General features: G+C 75.0%; 16 protein-coding genes. 7 read left to right on the forward strand and 9 right to left on the reverse strand.

Annotated features, from left to right (window positions below):
- Both PVK74_RS05925 and PVK74_RS05930 read left to right on the forward strand, forming a co-directional pair.
- Positions 1 to 792 carry a polyprenol monophosphomannose synthase gene (locus PVK74_RS05925; protein WP_043324106.1) on the forward strand — a complete coding sequence of 264 codons (792 nt, stop codon included), beginning with the start codon at positions 1 to 3 and terminating at the stop codon, positions 790 to 792.
- Between the two features lie 53 nt (positions 793 to 845).
- Positions 846 to 1,391, forward strand: coding sequence for an FxsA family protein (locus PVK74_RS05930; protein WP_274478425.1), 546 nt, complete (start codon positions 846 to 848; stop codon positions 1,389 to 1,391).
- Positions 1,392 to 1,571: 180 nt separating this feature from the next.
- Here the strand turns inward: PVK74_RS05930 and PVK74_RS05935 are convergent, their stop codons facing one another.
- Entirely contained in the window at positions 1,572 to 1,913 is a 342-nt protein-coding gene (locus PVK74_RS05935) for an RNA polymerase-binding protein RbpA (RefSeq protein WP_007070998.1), read from the reverse strand.
- Positions 1,914 to 2,137: 224 nt separating this feature from the next.
- Here PVK74_RS05935 and PVK74_RS05940 point away from each other — a divergent pair, with 224 nt between their 5' ends.
- Positions 2,138 to 3,619 carry a peptide MFS transporter gene (locus PVK74_RS05940; RefSeq protein ID WP_043330143.1) on the forward strand — a complete coding sequence of 494 codons (1,482 nt, stop codon included), beginning with the start codon at positions 2,138 to 2,140 and terminating at the stop codon, positions 3,617 to 3,619.
- 6 nt (positions 3,620 to 3,625) lie between these two features.
- Here the strand turns inward: PVK74_RS05940 and PVK74_RS05945 are convergent, their stop codons facing one another.
- Genes PVK74_RS05945 through PVK74_RS05955 form a run of 3 tightly spaced genes read right to left on the reverse strand, consistent with a single transcriptional unit; the run spans position 3,626 to position 6,866 of the window.
- Entirely contained in the window at positions 3,626 to 4,216 is a 591-nt protein-coding gene (locus PVK74_RS05945; protein WP_043324102.1) for a pyridoxamine 5'-phosphate oxidase family protein, read from the reverse strand.
- Positions 4,217 to 4,274: 58 nt separating this feature from the next.
- Entirely contained in the window at positions 4,275 to 5,501 is a 1,227-nt protein-coding gene (locus PVK74_RS05950) for a hypothetical protein (protein ID WP_274478426.1), read from the reverse strand.
- Between the two features lie 12 nt (positions 5,502 to 5,513).
- Positions 5,514 to 6,866 (reverse strand): MFS transporter, encoded by a 1,353-nt coding sequence (locus PVK74_RS05955; RefSeq protein WP_069089682.1) that lies wholly within the window; start codon positions 6,864 to 6,866, stop codon positions 5,514 to 5,516.
- A gap of 73 nt (positions 6,867 to 6,939) precedes the next feature.
- Between PVK74_RS05955 and PVK74_RS05960 the strand changes: the two genes are divergently transcribed.
- From PVK74_RS05960 to PVK74_RS05975, 4 genes are read left to right on the forward strand one after another with little or no spacing between them, the layout of a single operon-like run.
- Positions 6,940 to 7,590: a TetR/AcrR family transcriptional regulator gene (locus PVK74_RS05960; RefSeq protein ID WP_227457361.1), complete on the forward strand. Its 651-nt coding sequence runs from the start codon at positions 6,940 to 6,942 to the stop codon at positions 7,588 to 7,590.
- A 54-nt stretch (positions 7,591 to 7,644) separates the two neighbouring features.
- Positions 7,645 to 8,952, forward strand: a complete 1,308-nt coding sequence (locus PVK74_RS05965) for a flavin-containing monooxygenase (RefSeq protein WP_274478427.1) — start codon at positions 7,645 to 7,647, stop codon at positions 8,950 to 8,952.
- Entirely contained in the window at positions 8,949 to 9,869 is a 921-nt protein-coding gene (locus tag PVK74_RS05970; protein WP_240925950.1) for an SDR family NAD(P)-dependent oxidoreductase, read from the forward strand. Before PVK74_RS05965 ends, PVK74_RS05970 begins: the two co-directional genes overlap by 4 nt.
- A 10-nt stretch (positions 9,870 to 9,879) precedes the next feature.
- Positions 9,880 to 10,389 carry an NUDIX hydrolase gene (locus tag PVK74_RS05975; protein WP_274478429.1) on the forward strand — a complete coding sequence of 170 codons (510 nt, stop codon included), beginning with the start codon at positions 9,880 to 9,882 and terminating at the stop codon, positions 10,387 to 10,389.
- On the opposite strand, the gene PVK74_RS05980 is transcribed toward PVK74_RS05975, so the two are convergent.
- The 5 genes from PVK74_RS05980 to PVK74_RS06000 all read right to left on the reverse strand — a co-directional run bounded on the left by PVK74_RS05980 (position 10,386) and on the right by PVK74_RS06000 (position 19,837).
- Positions 10,386 to 12,563 (reverse strand): glycoside hydrolase family 95 protein, encoded by a 2,178-nt coding sequence (locus PVK74_RS05980; RefSeq protein WP_274478430.1) that lies wholly within the window; start codon positions 12,561 to 12,563, stop codon positions 10,386 to 10,388. The genes PVK74_RS05975 and PVK74_RS05980 overlap by 4 nt on opposite strands.
- Positions 12,560 to 13,579 carry a LacI family DNA-binding transcriptional regulator gene (locus tag PVK74_RS05985; protein WP_274478431.1) on the reverse strand — a complete coding sequence of 340 codons (1,020 nt, stop codon included), beginning with the start codon at positions 13,577 to 13,579 and terminating at the stop codon, positions 12,560 to 12,562. The genes PVK74_RS05980 and PVK74_RS05985 overlap by 4 nt, the downstream gene beginning before the upstream one ends.
- Positions 13,576 to 15,984, reverse strand: coding sequence for a beta-glucosidase family protein (locus tag PVK74_RS05990; protein ID WP_274478432.1), 2,409 nt, complete (start codon positions 15,982 to 15,984; stop codon positions 13,576 to 13,578). Before PVK74_RS05990 ends, PVK74_RS05985 begins: the two co-directional genes overlap by 4 nt.
- A 241-nt stretch (positions 15,985 to 16,225) precedes the next feature.
- The gene (locus PVK74_RS05995; RefSeq protein WP_274478433.1) at positions 16,226 to 17,425 is read right to left on the reverse strand and encodes an ROK family transcriptional regulator; all 1,200 of its coding nucleotides are present in this window, start codon (positions 17,423 to 17,425) and stop codon (positions 16,226 to 16,228) included.
- Positions 17,426 to 17,473: 48 nt separating this feature from the next.
- Positions 17,474 to 19,837, reverse strand: coding sequence for a TIM-barrel domain-containing protein (locus tag PVK74_RS06000; protein ID WP_274478434.1), 2,364 nt, complete (start codon positions 19,835 to 19,837; stop codon positions 17,474 to 17,476).
- Positions 19,838 to 19,840: the final 3 nt, after the last annotated feature.

Raw genomic sequence — 19,840 nt, forward strand, 5'->3', positions numbered from 1 at the left:
GTGGCGGTGACAGCCGACAGGCGGACGGCCGGCCACCCCGGGGTGGGGCGGGTCCTGGTGGTCATCCCCACCTACAACGAGGCCGACAACGTCGAACGGATCGTCGCCCGGGTACGCGCGGCGGCGCCGGGGGTGGACGTGCTCGTCGCCGACGACAACAGCCCAGACGGCACCGGCGCGATCGCGAACCGGCTCTCCGGGGACGACCCGCGGGTGCACGTGCTGCACCGCGAAGGCAAGGAAGGGCTCGGCGCGGCCTACCTGGCCGGTTTCGCCTGGGCCCGCGCACGCGGCTACGACGCCGTGGTGGAGATGGACGCCGACGGCTCGCACGCGCCGGAGGACCTGCCGGCGCTGCTGGACGCCGCCCGCGACGCCGACGTGGTGATCGGCTCCCGGTGGACGCGCGGCGCGCGGGTGCTGAACTGGCCGTGGCAGCGGCTGCTGCTGTCGCGGGTCGGCAACCTGTACGCGCGGCTCGCGCTGGGCATGCCGGTCAGCGACGCCACCGGCGGCTACCGGGTGTACCGGCGCAGCGCGCTGGACGCCATCGACCTGGACTCGGTGCGCTCCCAGGGGTACGCCTTCCAGGTGGAGCTGTCCCGGCTGGCGCACCGAGCCGGGGTACGCATCGTGGAGGTGCCGATCACGTTCGCCGAGCGGGAACACGGCGACAGCAAGATGAGCCCGCTGATCGTGGTCGAGGCGCTGTGGCGGGTCACCCGGTGGGGAGTGCGGGATCGTTTGGCGACCGCGTCCGCCCGCCCGGACGCGCTCGCCCGCTGGCCTTGAGCCGAGGCGTGTCATGCTTGAGGGGCGTGATGACCCCGGGCGGATGAGGTGAGATGCGCCGAGGACTGAAGTACGTACCACCGGCCCTGCTGCTGTTGGCGCTGCTGGAGCTGACCGTTTTCGTGCTGGTCGGCCGGGCTGTCGGGTTCGGCGCGGCGGTGCTGCTGGTGTTCGGCGCGTCCCTGCTGGGCCTGGTGCTGCTGCGCCGCGAGGGCATGCGGGCGTGGCGCGGATTCCGCGCGGCGGCGCAGGCCGGCCGTCCACCGGGCCCCGAGGTGACCGACGGGCTGGTCGGGCTGCTGGGTGCGCTGCTGCTGGCGATGCCGGGCCTGGTCAGCGGCGTGGTGGGCCTGCTGTTGCTGCTGCCGCCGATGCGCCGGCTGGCCGGTGGCGGGGTGCGCCGGGCCACCGAGCGGCGGGTGTCGTCGATGGTCGCCGGTGACCTGTTCGGGCCACGCCGGGTACGGGTGTACCGGGGCGCGCCGCAGCCGACCCCGCAGCCCACACCGTCACCGTCGCCGGGTCCCGCGCCTTCGCCGTCGCCCCAGCCGGTCACCGACCCCGGCAAGGCCATCGAGGGCGAAATCGTCGACCGCTGACGCACGCCCGCCGCGCTGCGTTGCGCCGGGCCACCGGCTTGATCGACTCCACTTCGCCGAGGTGGTGGCATCAGACCGCGCCCAACCCCGCCACCACCCCGAACTGGCGACCGCGCCCCGCCCGGGCAACGGAAACGCCCCCGGGTGATCCCGGGGGCGTTTCGGTCATGCGGGAGATGCTCAGGCGCGACCGCGACGGGTCCGGACCTCCTGGAGCCGCTCGGCGAGGATGTCCTCCAGCTCGGCGATCGAGCGCCGCTCCAGCAGCATGTCCCAGTGGGTACGCGGCGGCTTGGCCTTCTTCTGCTCCGGCTCGGTGCCGTCGACCAGGCGGGCGACGCTGCCGTCGAACTTGCACTCCCAGGTCGTCGGGACCTCGGCGTCGACGGCGAACGGCACCTCGAACTGGTGGCCCTTGGCGCAGAGGTACTCGCGGGTCTGGCGCGGCGCGAGCTCCGTGTTGCGGTCGGATTCGTAGCTGACCGCGCCCAGCCGGCTACCGCGCAGCATGCGCTCGCCCATGATCGACTTCCCCTCGTCCGTGGTGCTGGTCTTCAGGTGTAACGGCCGGTCACCGTTCGCCCATTCCCCACCCACGTCGGCAGGGCCGTACGCGGGTCGGAAGAACCAAGGGTAACCGGCCATGACAGCTGCCCGGCGGGGTCGTCCCCGGCCGGGCCGAATCGGTGGAGTGTTTCGCCTGTCAATGGGGATGTTACCCACCTGTTTGCGTGCCGGAGGTGACGATGAGCAGTGACGCGCCGGTCGGGGCCCGGCCACCCGCGGGCAAGACCTTCTTCGGTCATCCCCGTGCGCTGTCCACGCTCTTCCTCACCGAGATGTGGGAGCGGTTCAGCTTCTACGGCATGCGGGCGATCCTGGTGCTGTACCTGACCGCCGCGGTCGCCGACGGCGGACTCGACATCGGTGAGTCCAGCGCCAACGCCGTGTACGGCACCTACAACGCCATGGTCTACCTGATGGCCCTGCCCGGTGGCTGGGTGGCGGACCGGCTGATCGGCGCGCGACGCAGTGTGCTGTGGGGCGGCGTGGTGATCGCCGCTGGCCACTACGTGATGGCGATCCCGACCGGGTGGAGCGTGTTCGCCGGCATGGCGCTGATCGTGCTCGGCACCGGCCTGCTCAAACCGAACATCTCCACCATGGTCGGTGACCTGTACGAGCGGGACTCGCCGCGCCGCGACGCCGGGTTCTCGATCTTCTACATGGGCATCAACCTGGGCGCGTTCATCGCGCCGCTGATCACCGGCTTCCTCGGCGAGAAGATCAACTGGCATCTGGGGTTCGGCGCGGCAGCGGTCGGCATGACCTTCGGCGTACTCCAGTACGTGCTGGGCCGGCGCAACCTCGGCGACGCCGGCGCCCGCCCGGCGGACCCACTGCTCGGCGCGGACCGGCGACGCGCGCTGACCCGCATCGGCGTGGCCACAGGGATTCTGCTCGCGGTGCTGCTGGTGCTGCTGCTGGCCGGCTGGTTCACCGTCGACACCGTGGTCAACCTGCTCACCGTGGTGACGGTGCTGGTGACGGTCGGCTACTTCGCGCGGATCCTCACCGACCGGGAGATCAGCGGCACCGAACGCAGCCGCATGAAGGCGTACGTGTGGCTGTTCGTGTTCGCCGCCTCCTTCTGGCTCATCTACGACCAGGCCGGATCGGTGCTGAACATCTTCGCCGCCGACCAGACCGACCGCTCGGTGGGCGGGTTCACCTTCCCGGCGTCGTGGCTGCAGTCGGTGAACCCGATCCTGATCATCATCGGCGCGCCGCTGGCCGCCGCGCTGTGGCTCAAGCTCGGGCACCGGGTGTCCACGCCCACGAAGTTCGCGGTCGGCCTGGTGCTCAACGGTCTGTCGTTCGTGCTGATGGCCGCCGCCGCGCGGGCCGCCGTCGGCGGCGACCTGGTCTCACCGCTGTGGCTGGTCGCGGTGTACGCGATCCAGGTGGCCGGCGAGCTGTCGCTGAGCCCGGTCGGCCTGTCCGCCACCACCAAACTGGCCCCGGTCAAGTACGCCAGTCAGATGCTGGGCCTGTGGTTCCTCGCCACCGCCGTCGGCGACGCGATCGGCGGCCAGGTGGCCCGGCTGGCCGGCGCCTGGTCGCAGCCGGTGTACTTCCTGACCTTCGGGCTGGCCTCGGTGGTGCTGGGCCTGGCCGCGGTGATGTTCACCCGCCAGATCCGGACCCTGATGGCCGGCATCCACTGACCTGGCTCACACCGACGGAGTGGGCGGCAGTGGCAGCGGCAGGCCGGGCAGCCCGTCGATGCTGGTGGCGACGTGGTCCTTGCCGGCGAAGTACGCGCTCAGCGACGTGTCGTCCTCCCGGGCGAACCGGCGTTCGTGCAGGTCGCGGTCGGCGTCGTAGGTCATGAACGGCACCGCGTAGCCGCAGGTGTCGCGGATCAGCTCGGCGTGCGCCACGATGATCGCCCGCAGGCCGTGCGGGCCGGGGTCGATGTCGGGGAAGTGCCGCAGCAGGCCGGGCCAGCGCGGGTCGTCGCGGAACACCGGCTCGCCGCGCCCGTGCACCCGCACGATGTTCGGCGGGCCGGCGAACGCGCACCACATCAGCGTGATCCGGCCGTTCTCCCGCAGGTGGGCGATGGTCTCGGCGTTGCTGCCGGCGAAGTCCAGATACGCCACCGTGTGCTCGTCGAGCACCGCGAAGCAGCCGCGCAGCCCTTTCGGGGACAGGTTGACGGTGCCGTCACCGGACAGCGGGGCGGTGGCGACGAAGAACATCGGCTGCGCCTCGATGAAGTCCCGCAGCCGGCCGTCGATGCGCTCGTATGTCTTTCCCATGCCCCGATCCTCGCCGCCGGCACGGGTCCGGCGCTGCCCCCTTCCCAGCCCGTGGCGGTCAGCCGGTGCGGGTGCCGAGCCGCGCCAGCGCCGTCGCCAGGTCACTGACCTGGTCGGCGAGCTGCCCGGCGCGCCGCTGCGCGGCGTCCCGGTCCGCCTCGATCACGGCCGTGCGCGCGGCCAGGTCGGCCGCCCGCGCCTCGGCGGCGCTCGCGGCACGCCGCACGTCGGCCAGCTCCGCGGCGAGCGCGTCCCGCTCGGCGGTACGGGCCGCGGCCTGCTCCACCGCGGCGGCCACGTCGGCCCGGAACCGCTCGACGGCAGCGGCAGCCTCGGCGCGGACCGCCTCGATCGCCGCGCTCGCCTCGGCGCGGGCCCGCTCCAGCGCCGCCTCGGCGTCGGCACGTACCGCGTCGGCCCGGTCCCGCTCGGCGCGCGCCGCCCGCGCTGCGGTGGCCTCGGCGTCGGCGCGTTCGGCGGCGGTCCGCGCCGCGCGCTCGGCCTCGGTGGCCCGCCCCTGGGCGGCCTGCGCGTCGGCGCGCGCCCGGTCGGCGTCGGCGCGGGACTGTTCGGCCCGGTCCAGGGCCTCGGCGGCGGACCGGGTGGCCCGCTCGGCGTCGGCGCGGGCGGTGTCCCGTTCGGTGGTCAGCTCAGCGACGCGGCGGCGTTCGGCGTCGCGTTCGGCGCGTACCGTGCGCAGGTCGTGCCGGGCGGCGTCGCGGTCGCGTTCGGCCTGCACCCGCAGCGCCTGCGCCGCGCCCGCCTCGGCACGGGCCGCGTCGCGGGCGTCCTCGGCGGCGGCGACCCGCTCGGCGGCCGTCGCGGCCGCCGCCTCCGCCCGCTCGGCCCGGTCGGCGGCGGCGTCGCGTTCGGCGTACGCGGCGCGGGCCTGCTGCCGTTCGCGGGCCGCCGCCGCGGTCGCGTCCTCGGCCTCGCGGCGCGCCTCGTCGCGCTCGGCGTGCGCGGCCGCCACCTGCGCGGACGTCTCCGCGCGCAGCTCGGCGAGCTGCCGTTCCACACCCGCCGGGGACAGCTCGGCGTGCAGCGCCTCGGTGAGGGTCTCGACGATCTGGTCGAGCCGGTCCACCGCCTCCCAGGTGCGCGCCACCTGCCCGGGCAGGCCGGGGGAGTTGCGGTGACGCATCCGCGAGTTGCGCGCGGCCCGCTGGCAGGCGCCGTCGTTGTCCCGGCAGTAGCGGAACGGGCGGCCCGCGCTGACGCGCTGCGGCACGTCGCGTCCGCAGTGGGCGCAGGGTCGGGTGTCGGTGGCGGGCTCGGCGTCCATCGGGGGCGAAGTCTATCCGGCGGCGTCGGCGCGGGCCGCGCCGTCGAGGGTGTAGCGGCGCTGCAACAGCACCGCTACCACCATCACGGCGGCGGGCAGCAGCCCGAAGCCGTAGCGCAGCGCGTCCAGCGCGGCCGGGGACTGGGTCACGGTCTGCCCGGCGGTCGAGGCCACGAACCCGCCGGCGGCCAGGCACAGCGCGTACGCGTACGGGCCGAGCGCCGCGCCGGTGGCCTCGGTGGCGGTCCACACCCCGGTGTACGTGCCGGCCCGCTCGGCGCCGCCGCCCGCGCGGATCACGTCGGGCAGCATGGAGAACGGCAGCAACTGCATGCCGGCGAACGCCACCCCGAGCACCGCCACGGCGGCCACCAGCACCGGCAGTCCGGCGGGACGGCCGATCGCCAGCACGAGGGACCCGGCGGCGAACGCGGCCTGCGCGGCGAGCAGGGCGCGTTGCTTGCCGATCCGCCGCGCCACCGTCAGCCAGACCGGGGTCACCAGCAGCGCGGGCGCGACGAACGCGGCCACGAGCACTGTGGTGAGTCCGGGGCGGCCCAGCTCGTACTCGGCGTAGTAGGGCACGCCGGCCAGCACGAGGTGGGTGGTGGTGGACATGGCCAGGTACGCGCCGACCAGCCAGCGGAACTGCCGGTCCCGCAGGCTCGCGGCCAGCGCCCGCCACCCGCCCGGACCGTGCGGCGGGGCCGTGTCGGCGGCGGTACGGCGCAGCCGGCCGATCCCGGCGACGCCGACCAGCATCGCGGCGAGCATCCCGGCCGCCAGCACCACGCCCATCAGCAGGTAACCGTCGCGGGTGGCGTCGTCGCCGCCGGCCAGCAGCGGCGCGAGCAGCCCGGAGACCAGGATGCCGAGCGTCAGCACCACCATCCGGAACGCCATCAGCCGGGTCCGCTCGTGGTAGCCGATCCGCAGATCGGCAGGGGTCGCCAGGTAGGGCACCTGGTACGCGGCGAACAGCAGGTTGCCGGCGACGAAGAACACCGCCACCCAGCCGGCCGCGGCGGCGCCGGTGAGGCCGCCGGGCACGGCGAACAGCGCGGCGAACGCCAGCGGCAGCGCGCACCCGGCCAGCAGCAGCCGTCGGCGGTGACCCCGGCGGGCCTGCTCGACGTCGCAGAGGTGCCCGATCCACGGGTGCAGCAGCACGTCGGCGATCTTCGGCAGCAGCAGGGTGAGCCCGGCCAGCCACGGGGCGACCGCCAGCACGTCGGTCAGGAAGTAGAGCAGCAGCAGCCCGGGCACTGTCACCCAGACGCCCATGCCGAGTGAGCCGGTGGCGAACCCGGCGAGCGGGCCGCGTGGCAGGGTGAGCGCGTCGGAGCGCTGATCCAGCCCGGTCATCGCGGCCTCCTGTCCTCGGGGCACGCCGCCCCCAATCCAACGGTTGCTGGATTGTAGGGGGAACAATGGCCGGATGACCATGCCTCGCCGCCGGCCCGGTCGGCCCCGCCGCGACGACCAGCGCCCGACCCGTGACCTGGTGCTCGCCGCCGCCACCGCATTGTTCGCCGAGCGGGGCTTCGACGCGGTCAGCGTCCGCGACGTCGCCGCCGCGGCCGGGGTGGACGCCGCCACCGTGGTGCACCACACCGGCACCAAGGCGCAGCTCTACGACGCCTGCTTCGCCCGGGTGTTCAGCGCCGAGCGGGAGGTCATCGAGGCAGCCGGGGAGCGCGCCCGGGCGGCCCTGTCCGCCGGGCCGCACGACGCGCTGCGCGCGCTGCACGACCTGCTGGACGTGTTCGTCGACTTCCTGGAGGACCGTCCGGAGACCACCGCGTTGTGGCTGCGCCGCTGGCTGGAGCCGCAGCGGCACGGCGAGCTGGACCGCCGCTACGCCGCGCCGCTGTACGGGCTGGTCGAGGAGCTGCTCGTCGCGGCGGCCGAGGCGGGCGCGCTGACCGAGCCGACGCCGCACGTGACGGTGCGTTCCCTGGTCTGGACGGTGCACGGGCACGTGGTGGCCCTGGCGGCTGGGACCGGCTCGGGCGCGCGCGAGCGGCGGGAGTTCCGGGCGTTCGTGCACCGCTTCCTCGACGCGCTGTACGGCGGCGCCCGGCCTTGACGCCGGCCCGCGCTCCGGGGATTATCCATCAGTCGTTGGATTAAGGAGGCGGGTATGGCCACACCGAGGGTCGCCGTCGTCGGCGCCGGAGCCGCCGGACTGGCCACGCTCAAGGCGCTCGCCGACGCCGGCATCCCGGCCGTCGCGTTCGAGGCGGCCGACACGCTCGGCGGCCTCTGGGTGTACGGCGCACCCGGCTCGCCCGCGTACCGGACGCTGCACCTGAACACCAGCAAGGGGCGCACCGAGTTCGCCGACCACCCGATGCCCGCCGACTGGCCCGACTACCCCGACCACACCCGCGTCGCCGGCTACCTCGCCGACTACGCCGACCGGTTCGGCCTGCGCGAGGCAGTACGGCTGCGCCACACCGTCGAGCGGGTCACCCGCACCGGCGACGGCTGGCGGGTACGCGCCACCGGCCCGGACGGCCCGGTCGCTGTCGACGTCGAGGCGGTGGTGGTCGCCAACGGGCACAACCGGGTGCCGAAGCGGCCCGAGCCGTACCCGGGCGAGTGCGCCGCCGAGCAGATGCACAGCCACGACTACCGAGGGCCGGAACAGCTCGCCGGTCGACGGGTCCTCGTGGTCGGCGGCGGCAACTCCGCCATGGACATCGCCGTCGACGCCTCGTACGCCGCCGCACGCACGCTGCTGTCGCTGCGCCGCGGCGTCTGGGTGGTGCCGAAGTACCTGCTCGGCCGCCCGTCGGACACGCTCAACGGCGCGCTGGCCCGCCGGCTGCCGTGGCGGCTGCGGCAGCGGATCAGCCAAACCATGATCACCACCGCGGTCGGGCCGCCCACCCGGTACGGGCTGCCCGCACCGGCGCACGGCTTCCTCCAGGACCACCCGACGCTGTCCGACGCGCTGCTGTCCCGCCTCACCCACGGCGACATCCAGGCCCGGCCCGGCATCGCCCGCTTCGACGGCGACCGGGTCGAGTTCACCGACGGCCGCCACGACGAGGTCGACCTGGTCGTCTGGTGCACCGGCTACCGCGTCGAGATGCCGTTCCTCGACCCGGCGCTGCTCGGCGACGGCCCCGACCGGCTGCCGCTGTACCGGCACGTGTTCCACCTGGACGCCCCCGGGCTGGCGTTCGTCGGGCTGATGCAGTCCACCGGCGCCGCGTTCCCCCTGGTCGAGGCGCAGGCCCGGCTGGTCGCCGCACGCCTGGCCGGCACCTGGACGCCACCGGACGCGGCCCGGCAGGCCGCCGCCTGCCGCGACGAGCTGCGCGCCGCCACCGCCCGGTGGGGGCAACGCCGACCGCACATGCGCGTCGACTTCGACGTCTACCTGGCCGAACTGGGCCGCGAACTGGCCGCCGGCCGGCGCCGCGCCGGAGCGGCACGATGAACGCCCCGGGACGGCCCCCGGCCGAGGACGCGCAGCGGACCGGATCCGGCGCGGCAGGCCGAGGCTCGGCCGCCGGATCCGGCACGCCGGGCCGCAGCGCCCTGGCCGGACGACGCGTGCTGGTCACCGGCGCGCGCGGCACATTCGGGCAGCACCTGGGTGCCGCGCTCACCGCCGCAGGCGCGCACGTGGTCGGGCTGGACCTGCACGCCGACCCCGATGCCACCCCTGCGGTGCTCGGCGTCGACCTGACCGACCCGGCCGCGACGCCACCGGCCGTGGCCGCCGCGATCGACCGGCTCGGCGGACTCGACCTGCTCATCAACAACGCCGGTGTGGGCGGGCCCGCACCCGCCGAGCTGCCGCCGGACGAGGTGGTACGCCGCCAGATCGAGGTGAACCTGCTCGCCGCCTGGCGGACCACCGCCGCCGCGATGCCCGCCCTGGAGGCCGCCCGCGGACGGGTGATCTTCGTGGCCAGCCGGATGGCCGTGCTGCCGCTGCCCCTCGCAGCCGCGTACGGGGTCAGCAAGCGGGCGCTCGTCGCGTACGCCGACGCGCTGCGCCACGAAGTAGGCACCCACGTCGGCGTCAGCGTGGTCTACCCCAGCATGGTCGCCTCCCCGATCCACGACAGCACTGTGGCGGCCGGGCTGTCGCTGAGCGGAGTGTCCCGCCCGGAACCCGTGGAGGGAGTGGTGGCGGCGATCCTGCGCGCCGCGACCGCCCGCCGCGCGCCACGGGACGTGGCCACCACCCGGCGCGGCCGGATCGAACTGGCGCTGGCCCGGCACGCCCCGGCCCTCGCGGACCGGATCGTGCGCCGTACCGTCGCCGGCAGGCTGGCCGCCGGTGACCTGGACGGTGCGGCGCTGGCCGAGGGCATGGTCCGGCGGCACCGGCAGGACCGCCGGTAGCCTGCTCGCCATGGCCGTCTCGCCCTACATCGCCCGGCTGCGCCGCCACATCGGCCACGACCTGCTCATGCTGTACGGCGTCAGCGGCGTGGTCACCGACGACGCGGGACGGGTGCTGCTGGCCCGCCGGGGCGACAACGGCCGCTGGTCGGTCCCGGCCGGCACCGTCGACCCGGGCGAGCAACCCGCCGACGCGCTGGTGCGCGAGGTCCACGAGGAGACCGGCGTCAAGGTGGCGATCGACCGGCTCGCCGGTGTCGCCACCCACCCGGTGGTCTACCCCAACGGTGACGCCTGCGAATACCTGAACGTCTGGTTCCGCTGCCGGGCGATCGGCGGCGCGCCGACGGCCGACGGTGACGAGTCGCTGGCGGTGGCCTGGTTCGCCCCGGACGCGCTGCCCGAACTGGACGACTGGTCGCGGCTGCGGATCGGCACCGCGCTCACCGACGACGCCCCGCCCTGGTACGCCGCGCCGGGCGAGAGCCACCCGGCGCTGCGCCAGCCCGCCAACCTCTAGCCGAACGCCACCTCGTACGGCCGGTCCGGGGCCAGTTCCACCGCACGGCGGTCCCCGGGTGCGTGCACCACCACGCGCTGCGCCACCGGCGACACCAGCCGGGCCCGGACTCGGCCCGGCGCCCAGGTCAGCTCCTCGACGGTGACCCGGCCCCGGCAGGTGACGCCGCGCAGCGTCCCGGCGGGCAGTTCAGGTAGCGGCGCGGGCAGCAGCCGCAGCGTTCCCGGGCGCGACTGCACGAGCGACTCGATCAGCACCGCCGGCAGCGCGTGCGCGGCGTCGGCGTTGTACGTGGTCCGGCCCGGGTTGTGCGCGCTCATCAGCGACCGGAAGAACATGTCCGCGCCGAGGATCTTGCCCAGGTTCGCCGCTACCAGGTCGCCGTCGCGCAGCCGCGCCGCCGCCAGCGCCCGGTGCAGGCTGCCGTGCGCGGAACCGTCCTCGTCGCCGCGCAGCGTCAGCGCCCGGTGCGCGGCGGCGGCCAGTTCCGGGGTGTCGTCCCTGTTGATCTCGTCGAGCGGCCACACCGGATACAGGTGGCTGACGTGCCTGTGGTTCTCGTCGCCGGTGCTGCCGGTCCACGCCCACTCGGCGAGCGCGCCGCGCCCGTCCACCAGGTAGCCGGGCGGCCGTACCCCGGCCCACCGGTCGGTGCCGGTCACCTCGGCGGCCAGCCGCAGCGCGTGCCGGGCGGCGGCGACGTCCATGGTGGCGTTGATCGCGACCGGCGCGGTCCGGCCGGTGTCGTCGTACGGGCCGGTCTCCGGCGAGTACGACGGCACCAGCGCCGGCTGCCCGTCCACAGCGGTGAGCACGTCGGCGAAGAAGTCCGCCACCTCGGCCAGCCACCCGGCCACCTCGCCCAGCGGCTCACCGGTGACCAGATGATGCTCGTGCAGCGGGTGCAGCAGCCAGTCCGCGCCGGCCAGCCACGCGGTGAACGGCCAGTCCGGGTGGACGTGGAACAGGTGCCCGTGCTCGCCGTCGGTGCGGCTGGGCGCCAGCAGCCCGCGCGCGCCGTACACGGCCCGGGCGTTGGCGCGCCAGTCGGCCACCTGCGCGGCGACCAGCCGGGCGTGCGCCGCTGTCACCTCCGGCAGCGCGCCCACGTTCGCCCCGGCGAGTTGCAGGTTCAGGTTCGCGTCGGTGGTGAAGTCACCGGCCCACGCCGCGTCCCAGGAGCCCAGCCACAGCCCGGTCAGCCGGGGCGGCAGCACCCCGCTGGCGCTGAACAGCAGGTACCGGCCGGAGTGGAACAGCCGCTCCAGCAGCGCCGGGTCCAGCCGGTGCGGCGCGGCGGCCTGCCGGGCCAGCAGCTCACCCACCGGCAGCGCCCGGTCGGCGGCGGGCACGCCGAGGTCCAGGCCGACCCGGGTGTACGGCCCGCGATGGCGCGGCACGTGCCGGGCCAGCAGCGCGTCGTAGTCCCCGGTCAGCGCGGCGAGCCGCCGTTCCGAGTCCCGGGTGCGCCACGGCGGCGCGTCGGGCCGGTCGACGAGCATGGTGAGCAGGGCCGGTCCGCGTACCCGCGCCCGGTCGCCGTCGACGCTCACGTCGCCGCGCAGCAGCGTCAACCCCTCGAATCCGTACGCGCCGCCGGCGTGCGGGTAGCGGGCGCGTACCCGCAGGAACACCAGCCCGTCGCGGCGGTACGCGGCCTGCTCGTACACCACGTCGGCGGGCCGGCCGGGCAGCTCACCGGTCACACCGACCACGCAGTCGCCCTGGTCGAGGTGGAGCACCGCCACGCCGTCGGCGCGGGAGACGAAGCAACGCCGCCGCCCGCCCGACCACTGCACCTCCACCTCCCCGGTGGTGAAGTCGGTGTCGCGCCGGTAGCCGCGTACCGGGCCCGGCGGTGCGTCGACGGTGAGCGCGTACCCGGGGTGGAACGACTGGGTCCACTCCAGCTCCCGGCCGCCGGTGAGCAGCCGGGCGGCCTCGGCGCGGCGCCCGGCGAGCACCAGCGCGCGGATGTCCGGCATCCGGCCGGCCAGCTCGGGCGCGCGGGCGTCCCGGGTGCCGTTGGGCAGGACGAGCCGGTGGTGGTTCACCACGATCCGTTCCGCGTACGGCTGCCCGTGGACCATGAGGCCCAGCTCGCCGTTGCCGGTGAGGAACGCGTCGGTCCAGTCGGCGGCCGGCGCGGTGTCGTGGACGCGGTGCACGGTCACCGGCGGGCGCTGGTGTCCCGCACGGTGAGGTGCGGTTCCAGCAACGTCACCTCCGGCACTCCCTCGCCGCTCAGCCGCCGCATCAGCAACGCCACCGCCTGCCGGCCGACCTCCTCGGCGGGCACCGGTACGCAGGTGAGCCCGGACTGCTCGGCCAGCTCGTCCGGGCAGATCGCCACCACCGACACGTCGCGCGGCACCCGGCGGCCCAGCAGCGGCAGCGTGGCCAGCACCGGCCCGACCGCCGACTCGTTCTGCACCACCAGGCCGGTGACGTCCGGGTGGTCGGCGAGCAGCGCCTCCAGGTCGCGGCGTACCGCAGCCGGTCCCTCCTCGCAGGGCCGGGTCACCGCGTCGACGCCGAGCCGCCCGGCGGCGGCGCGTACCCCGGCGCGGGTGCGGTGGGCGAACCCGGTGCCCCGGTCGTAGACCGCGGCGGGCGCGCCGAGCAGCGCGATCCGCCGGTGCCCGGCGGCGGCCAGGTGTTCCACGCACAGCTCACCGGCGCGCCGGAAGTCCAGGTCCACGCAGGCCAGCCCGGTGCTGTCGGCGGGGTGCCCGATCAGGACACCCGGCAGCGCCAGCTCCCGCAGCAGCGGCACCCGGGAGTCCTCCAGCTCGACGTCCATCAGCAGCACGCCGTCGACGAGCGCGCTGCCGGCGATGCGGTGCAGCCCGGCCGGGCCCTCGTCGGCGGTGACCAGCAGCACGTCGTGGTCGTAGCGGCGGGCGGTGGTGACCACTGCGGTGGCGAACCGCATCACCACCGGCACCTGCATGCCGGTACGCAGCGGCAGCACCAGCGCGATCACGTTGGCGCGGCGACTGGCCAGGGCGCGCGCCCCGGCGTGCGGGTGGTAGCCCAGCGCGCGGACGCTGTCGAGGACCCGTCCCCGGGTGGTGGCCGAGATGCTGCGTTTGCCGCTGAGCACGTACGAGACGGTGCTGGCGGCCACTCCGGCGTGCCGGGCCACGTCGGCGATGGTGACCTGTTCGCCGGGGACGCGCCCGCTCACCGGGCGGCTCCACAGCTGCGGTCGGCCGGGGCGACCGTCGTGGCGTCTCCGGTCACGGCGAGCGCGCCGACGAGCCGGATGTCGCGAGCGGACCGGCCCACCAGCACCGAGTGGACGGTGTCCTCCACCACCATCGCCGCGCGGGTCTCGTCCCACCAGGCCAGATCGGCGGTACGCAGGCGCATCGTCACCCGGGCCGCACAGCCCGGATCGAGCGTGACGCGGGCGAAGTCGCGCAGCTGCCGCAGCGGCTGCTTGACCCGGGAACGCCGCTGCCGGGTGTAGAGCTGCACCACTTCGGTGCCCGGGCGGCGGCCCGTGTTGGTGACCTCGACGCTCACCTCCACCTCCTCGCCGGCACGTGCCGTGGCGGTGCTCAACCGTAGGTCATCGTAGTCGAACTCGGCGTAGCTGAGCCCGTGCCCGAACGGGTACAGCGGCTCACCCCGGTGGTAGAGGTAGGTGCTGTCCGCGCCGATGACGTCGTAGTCGAGCAGGTCGGGCAGTTCGGCCGTGTCGGCGTACCAGGTCTGGGTGAGCCGCCCGCCCGGGTCGGCGGCGCCGAGCAGCACGTCGGCGAGCCCGTTGCCGTGCTCCTGTCCACCGTGGGCGCTCCACAGCACCGCCGGCAGGTGCGCCTGCGCCCAGCCCACCGCGTACGGGTAGCTGCTGGTCAGCGCCAGCACGGTACGCGGGTTCGCGGCGTGCACCGCGCGCAGCAGCTCCTCCTGGCCGGTGGGCAGCGTCAGGTCGGCCCGGTCCTCGGTCTCCCGGCCGTTGACCATCGGGTGGTTGCCGAGCACCACCACCGCCACGTCGGCGGCGGCGGCGAGCGCGGCGGCGTCGGCCGCCCCGTCGGCGCGCAGCGTCACGGTGAACGCGGCCGGATCACCGGTGGCCACGCTCAGGGTTCCGTCCCGGGCGATGCCGACGTGCCGTCCTGTCGCCAGGTGGTACAGCACCGCCGTGCCGTCGGGCCGGTGGTCCAGGCGGAACGTCTCGCGTACCACCCAGCCGCCCGGTCCCTCGCGGTCGGCCACCAGGGCCCCGGCGTCGTCGGCGCCGACGTACCGGCCGGTGTCCACGGCGCGTAGCGCCACCACGTCCTGTCCCCAGTCGACCACCTCGAACTCGGCCGCGGTGTCGCCGAGCGCCAGCGGGCCGTCGCCGTCGAGGCGTACCGCCCGGTCACCGGTGTGCAGCGTGATCCGGTCCGTGCCGGGATGCGTGGTCACCTCCGGCAGCCGTCCGAGCAGCCCCGCGTACGCGCTGATCGTGTACGGCGGGGTGCCGCTGTACCAGTCGGTGAGCACGGTGTCGGCGAGCGGCCCGAGCACCGCGACGCGGGTGCCGGGGCGCAGCGGCAGCAGGCCGTCGTTGCGCAGCAGCACGACCGACTGGCGGGCGGCCTCGCGGGCGAGTTCCCGGTGGGCGAGGCTGTCGAGCGTGTGGGGCGGCACGTCGTCGTGGGGGTCCGGGTCCAGGTCGCCCAGGCGCGACCGGACGGACAGGATCCGCCGTACCGCCCGGTCCACGTGGGAGGGCTCAATGAGACCGCGGGCCAGCGCCTCGGTGAGGCGTTCCACCGTGGGGGCGCTGTCCTCGTCGTCCTCGGTGAAGCTGTCGATCCCGGCGCGCAGCGCGGCGGCGAACCCGGCCACGTGGTCGGGCAGGTACTCCTGCACGCCGGCGATGTTGCCGACCGCCCCGGCGTCGCCGACCACCATGATGTCGTCGTCGGCGTAGCCGCGCAGCTCGCCCTCGATGAGCGGGCTCAGGTGCGCCGGTACGCCGTCGACCAGGTTGTACGACGCCATCACCGCGACCGCCGCGCCCGCTGCCAGCGGGGCGCGGAACGCCGGCAGCTCGTACTCGTGCAGCACCCGGGGTGGCAGGTCGCTGGACGTGGTGGCCCGGTCGGCCTCGTTGTTGTAGCCGAGGAAATGCTTGAGCGTCGGCGCTGTGCGCAGCCGGATCGGGTGGTCGCCGCGCAGCCCCATCGCGTACGCGGTGGCCAGTTTGCCGGTCAGCCACGGGTCCTCGGACCAGCCTTCCTCGTTGCGTCCCCAGCGGGGGTCGCGCAGCGGGTTGACCACCGGCGCCCACACGTTGAGGCCGACCCGGACCGGATCGGCGCGGTGCTTGACCCGTACCTCGTCGCCGACGGCGGCCCCGACCGCCCGGATCAGGTCCGGGTTCCAGCTCGCGGCCAGGCCGATCGCCTGCGGGAAGACGGTGGCGGTGCCGAGCCACGCGACGCCGTGCAGCGCCTCGGTGCCGGTGCGGAACGCGCGCAGGCCGAGCCGGGGCACCGGCGCCTGCCACTGGTGCAGCAGGCCGAGCTTCTCCGGCAGCGTGAGCCGGGCCAGCAGGTCGTCGAGACGGTGGGGGACGGGGTCGGTCATGGTGGGCGCCTCCGGTCGGCGTACGGGCCGCCGCCCAGCCGTCGAAGCGCTTCGACGACCGTGCCGGTGACGGGGCGGCGCGTACGCGAAAAAGGGTGGTGGTCGGTGTCGGCAGGGTCGGCCCGGAGCGGTGGTGAAGCGCTTCGACAACCGCCGAAAAACACGCCGCTTTCGCAGGTTGCCCGATCCCGGAACGCGGCGCTACCGAGGTTGACACCTTCCGGCCGGTGCGGTCAAGGGGTCACCCGGCGGGCAGGCGTCCCGCCTCCACTGTGGCCAGCGCCGCGGTGGCCCCGCCCAGCGCGCCGGCCGCGGACCCGAGCGTGCTGGCCTCCAGCCGCACGCCGGGCGGGACCGGTGTACGGGCGGCGAGTTCGGCGTGGGCGGCCGGCAGCAGCCACGGCGAGAGCGCCGCCAGGTGCCCGCCGACCACCACCACGTCCGGGTCGAGCAGCCCGGCCAGCACCGACACCGCCTGGCCGAGCAGCCGGCCGATCTCGGTGAGCCCGGTGCGTACCGGCTCGTCCCCGGCGCGGGCGAGCGCCTGAATCCGTTCGATCTCCGGCAGGTGATCGGTGACCGGGCCGGCGTCCGGCAGCAGCCGGCCGATCACCGCGTCCACGCCGAGCAGCGCGGTCAGGCAGCCGCGCCGCCCGCATGCGCAGGGCGGGCCGTCGGCGGCCAGTGGCAGGTGCCCGATGTCGCCGGCGAAGCCCCTGCTGCCGCGCAGCAGCCGCCCGCCGCTGATCAGGCCCGCGCCGATCACCGGGCCGCCGGTGAGGTGCACCAGGTCGGCCGTGCCGGCGTACGGGCCGTGCCGCTGCTCGGCCAGGACGGCGAGGTTGGCCTCGCTGTCGACGGTGAGGGGGAAGCCCGGATCACGCAGGGCGCGGCGCAACGCGGCGGCGAGCGGTACGCCACGCCAGCCGAGCGCCGGGGCGGCCGGCACGTCGCCGTCGGCGTCGACCAGCCCGGGCACGGCCACGGTGAGGCCGAGCACCGTGCGCTCGGCGCCGGTGACGCGGGTGACGGCGCGGCGGGTCAGCGCCGCCAGCGCCTTCACCGTCTCCTCGGCACCGGCGGTGGCGGCGGGGAACGCGCGCCGCCACGTGAGCACCGGGTCGCCGCCCAGCCCGGCGGCCACCGCGACCAGCTCGTCCGCGCCGACGCGCAGCCCGAGCCCGACGTAGCGGGCGCCGTCGAGGACGAGCATGGTGGCGGGGCGGCCCACCCGGTTCTCGGTCAGCCCGGTCTCGCGCAGCAGCCCGTGTTCGATCAGCTCGGCGACCAGGCTGGAGACGGTGGCCTTGTTCAGTCCGGTGCGTGCGGCGACGTCGGCCCGGGAGCAGGGGGCGTGGCGGCGGACGTGCCGGAGCACCGCGGCCCGGTTCGTCACCCGCACGTCGCCGAGGTCGGCCGTCGGCCGGTCGATGCTGATCACGTACTGCCCGCCTCCTGCGCCCGGCCCTGGGTTCGGCTAAAGCTTAAACTAAATAGGCGCGATCCCGGCCGGGTGGGCCCGGCCGGGGAACCACGGCACGAACGGCGTCACCGGGACCGGCTCGCCGTCGAGCACCACCCGGCGCGGCGGGTCCGTGCCGACCACGCTGACCTGCCGTACGTCCAGCGGCCCGTCGACGCGTACGCGCAGCGTGTCGCCGTCGCGCACGGCGGTGACCGTGGTGTCGCCGTCGGGGTCGCGCACCACGCTCACGCCGTCGACGCCGCCCCAGGCCACCACCGTGACGTCCCGGAACGGGCCGGTTCCGACCGTCGTCGCGGGCGCCACAGTGGGGATCAGCGCGCCGTGCCGCACGTACAGCGGCAGCCGGTCCAGCGGCACGCTCACCCGCAGGTGCCGTCCGCCGGTGTGCCGCTGCCCGGTGTACGCGTCCAGCCAGTCGTCGCCGGTCGGCAGGTAGACGGTGCGCTCGCCGGACCTGTCGAGCACCGGCGCCACCAGCAGGTCCGGGCCGAGGCGGTACTGGAGGTCGGCGGTCCAGGCGGCCGGGTCCTCCGGGGTGTCGACGAGCAGCGCGCGCATCATCGGGCTGCCGGTGCGGGCGCTGTCCACTGCCGCCGACCAGAGGTACGGCAGCAGCCGGTAGCGCAGCCGCAGCGCGTCCACCGCGTGCCGTTGCGCCTCGGGCGGGAACTCCCACGGCAGCCGGCTGGTGGTGCCGTGCAGCCGTACCAGTGGTGAGAGCGCGCCGAACTGGGTCCAGCGCACGTACAGGTCCGGTTCGGGGGTGCCGTGGAAGCCGCCGGTGTCGTGGCTCCAGAACGGCACGCCGGACAGCCCGTGGGACAGACCACCGCGCAGCGTGCTGGCCATGCCGGGCCAGGTGGCGTTGACGTCGCCGCTCCACTGGGCGCTGTGCCGCTGGCCGCCCAGGTACGACGAGCGCGCCCACACGGTGCGGTGCCCGGCCACCTCCTCGGTGACGTCGGCGACCGCGTCGTTGAACAGCAGCGCGTACACGTTGTGCAGCTCGACGCCGGTCATGCCGTTGTGGGCGACGGCGTCGGCGGGCACGCCCTCGGCGAAGTCGGTCTTGAACACGGCGACGCCCTGGGCGAGCAGCGGGCGCAGCAGGTCCTGGAACCAGCTCACCGCGGCCGGGTTGGTGAGGTCCACGATCGCGCAGACCGGGTAGCTGCCGTGCCACGTGTCGGCGACGTACGTGCTTCCGTCCGGGCGGCGCAGGAAGTAGCCGGCGGCCTCGGCCTCGGCGTAGAGCGGGCTGCCGGTCATCAGGTACGGGTTCATCCACAGGCACGCCCGGAAACCCTGCTCGGTGAGGTCCTTGAGCATGCCGTCCGGGTCGGGGAAGGCGTCGGTGTCCCAGCGCAGGTCCGACCAGTGTCCGGCGACCTGCCAGTAGCAGTCCAGGTGCAGCACGTCGCAGGGGATGTCGTCCGCGCGGATGCGCCGGGCCCGTTCCAGTACGCGCTGCTGGCTGTCCGGGAAGAAGCCGGAGGAGATCCACGCGCCGAACGCCCATCGCGGCGGCAGGTACGGCCGGCCGGTCAGCGTGTCGAGCCGGTCGAGCACCTGCGCCGGGGTGGGTCCGGCGAGCACGTAGTAGTCGAGCAGGTCGTCCGGGACGAGGATCTGCACGCTGCTGTGCGTGCTGGCGCACATGTCGAACTGCACCGGCAGCCCGCTGTCGACGAGTACGCCGTAGCCGCGGTCGGACAGGTAGAACGGCACGTTCTTGTGCGACCGGTCGGACTCGCCACCGAAGGCGTCGAAGTTCCACATCAGCGGCCGCTGGCCGCGCTTGTCCAGTGGGGTGAACTTCTCGCCGAAGCCGACGAACCGCTCGTCGCCCGGCGCGACGAAGCTCTCGTGCCAGGCCACCGGCTCCCCGTCGACAGTGGAGCGGCCCAGCGGCAGCGTGCGGCGGCGGCCGCTGATGTCGCGGGTGCCGGCGTCGGAGGCCAGCAGCAGCTGTCCGTCCGGAGTGTGGAACCGCAGCCCCCACGGGTCCAGGCTCAGCTCGGCGACCATGCCACCGGCCGCCACCCGGACCTGCCCGTCAGCGACGGTCACGGTGGCCGGGTGGGGCTGCGGGTGGACCAGTGTCAGCGCCGGTGCGGACCGGCTGCGTACCGAGGGGTCGTCGGCGAGGCGTACCCGGATGATCCCGTCCCCGGCGGCCTCGACGCGCGTGACCAGCGTGCGGCCGGACGCGCAGGTCGCGGTGAGCGTGACCCCGTGCGCGTCGGTCGCGGCGACCTCGGCCTGCAGCACGTCGTCGGCGCCCTCCTCGCCGGGGGCGCGGACCGGCAGGTCGGGCGGGTCGGCCACGAAGGTCTCGTACGGGACCAGCGGCGGGCGGTACGGCATGGG

Source organism: Micromonospora chalcea, assembly GCF_028768405.1.
Lineage (GTDB): Bacteria > Actinomycetota > Actinomycetes > Mycobacteriales > Micromonosporaceae > Micromonospora > Micromonospora chalcea.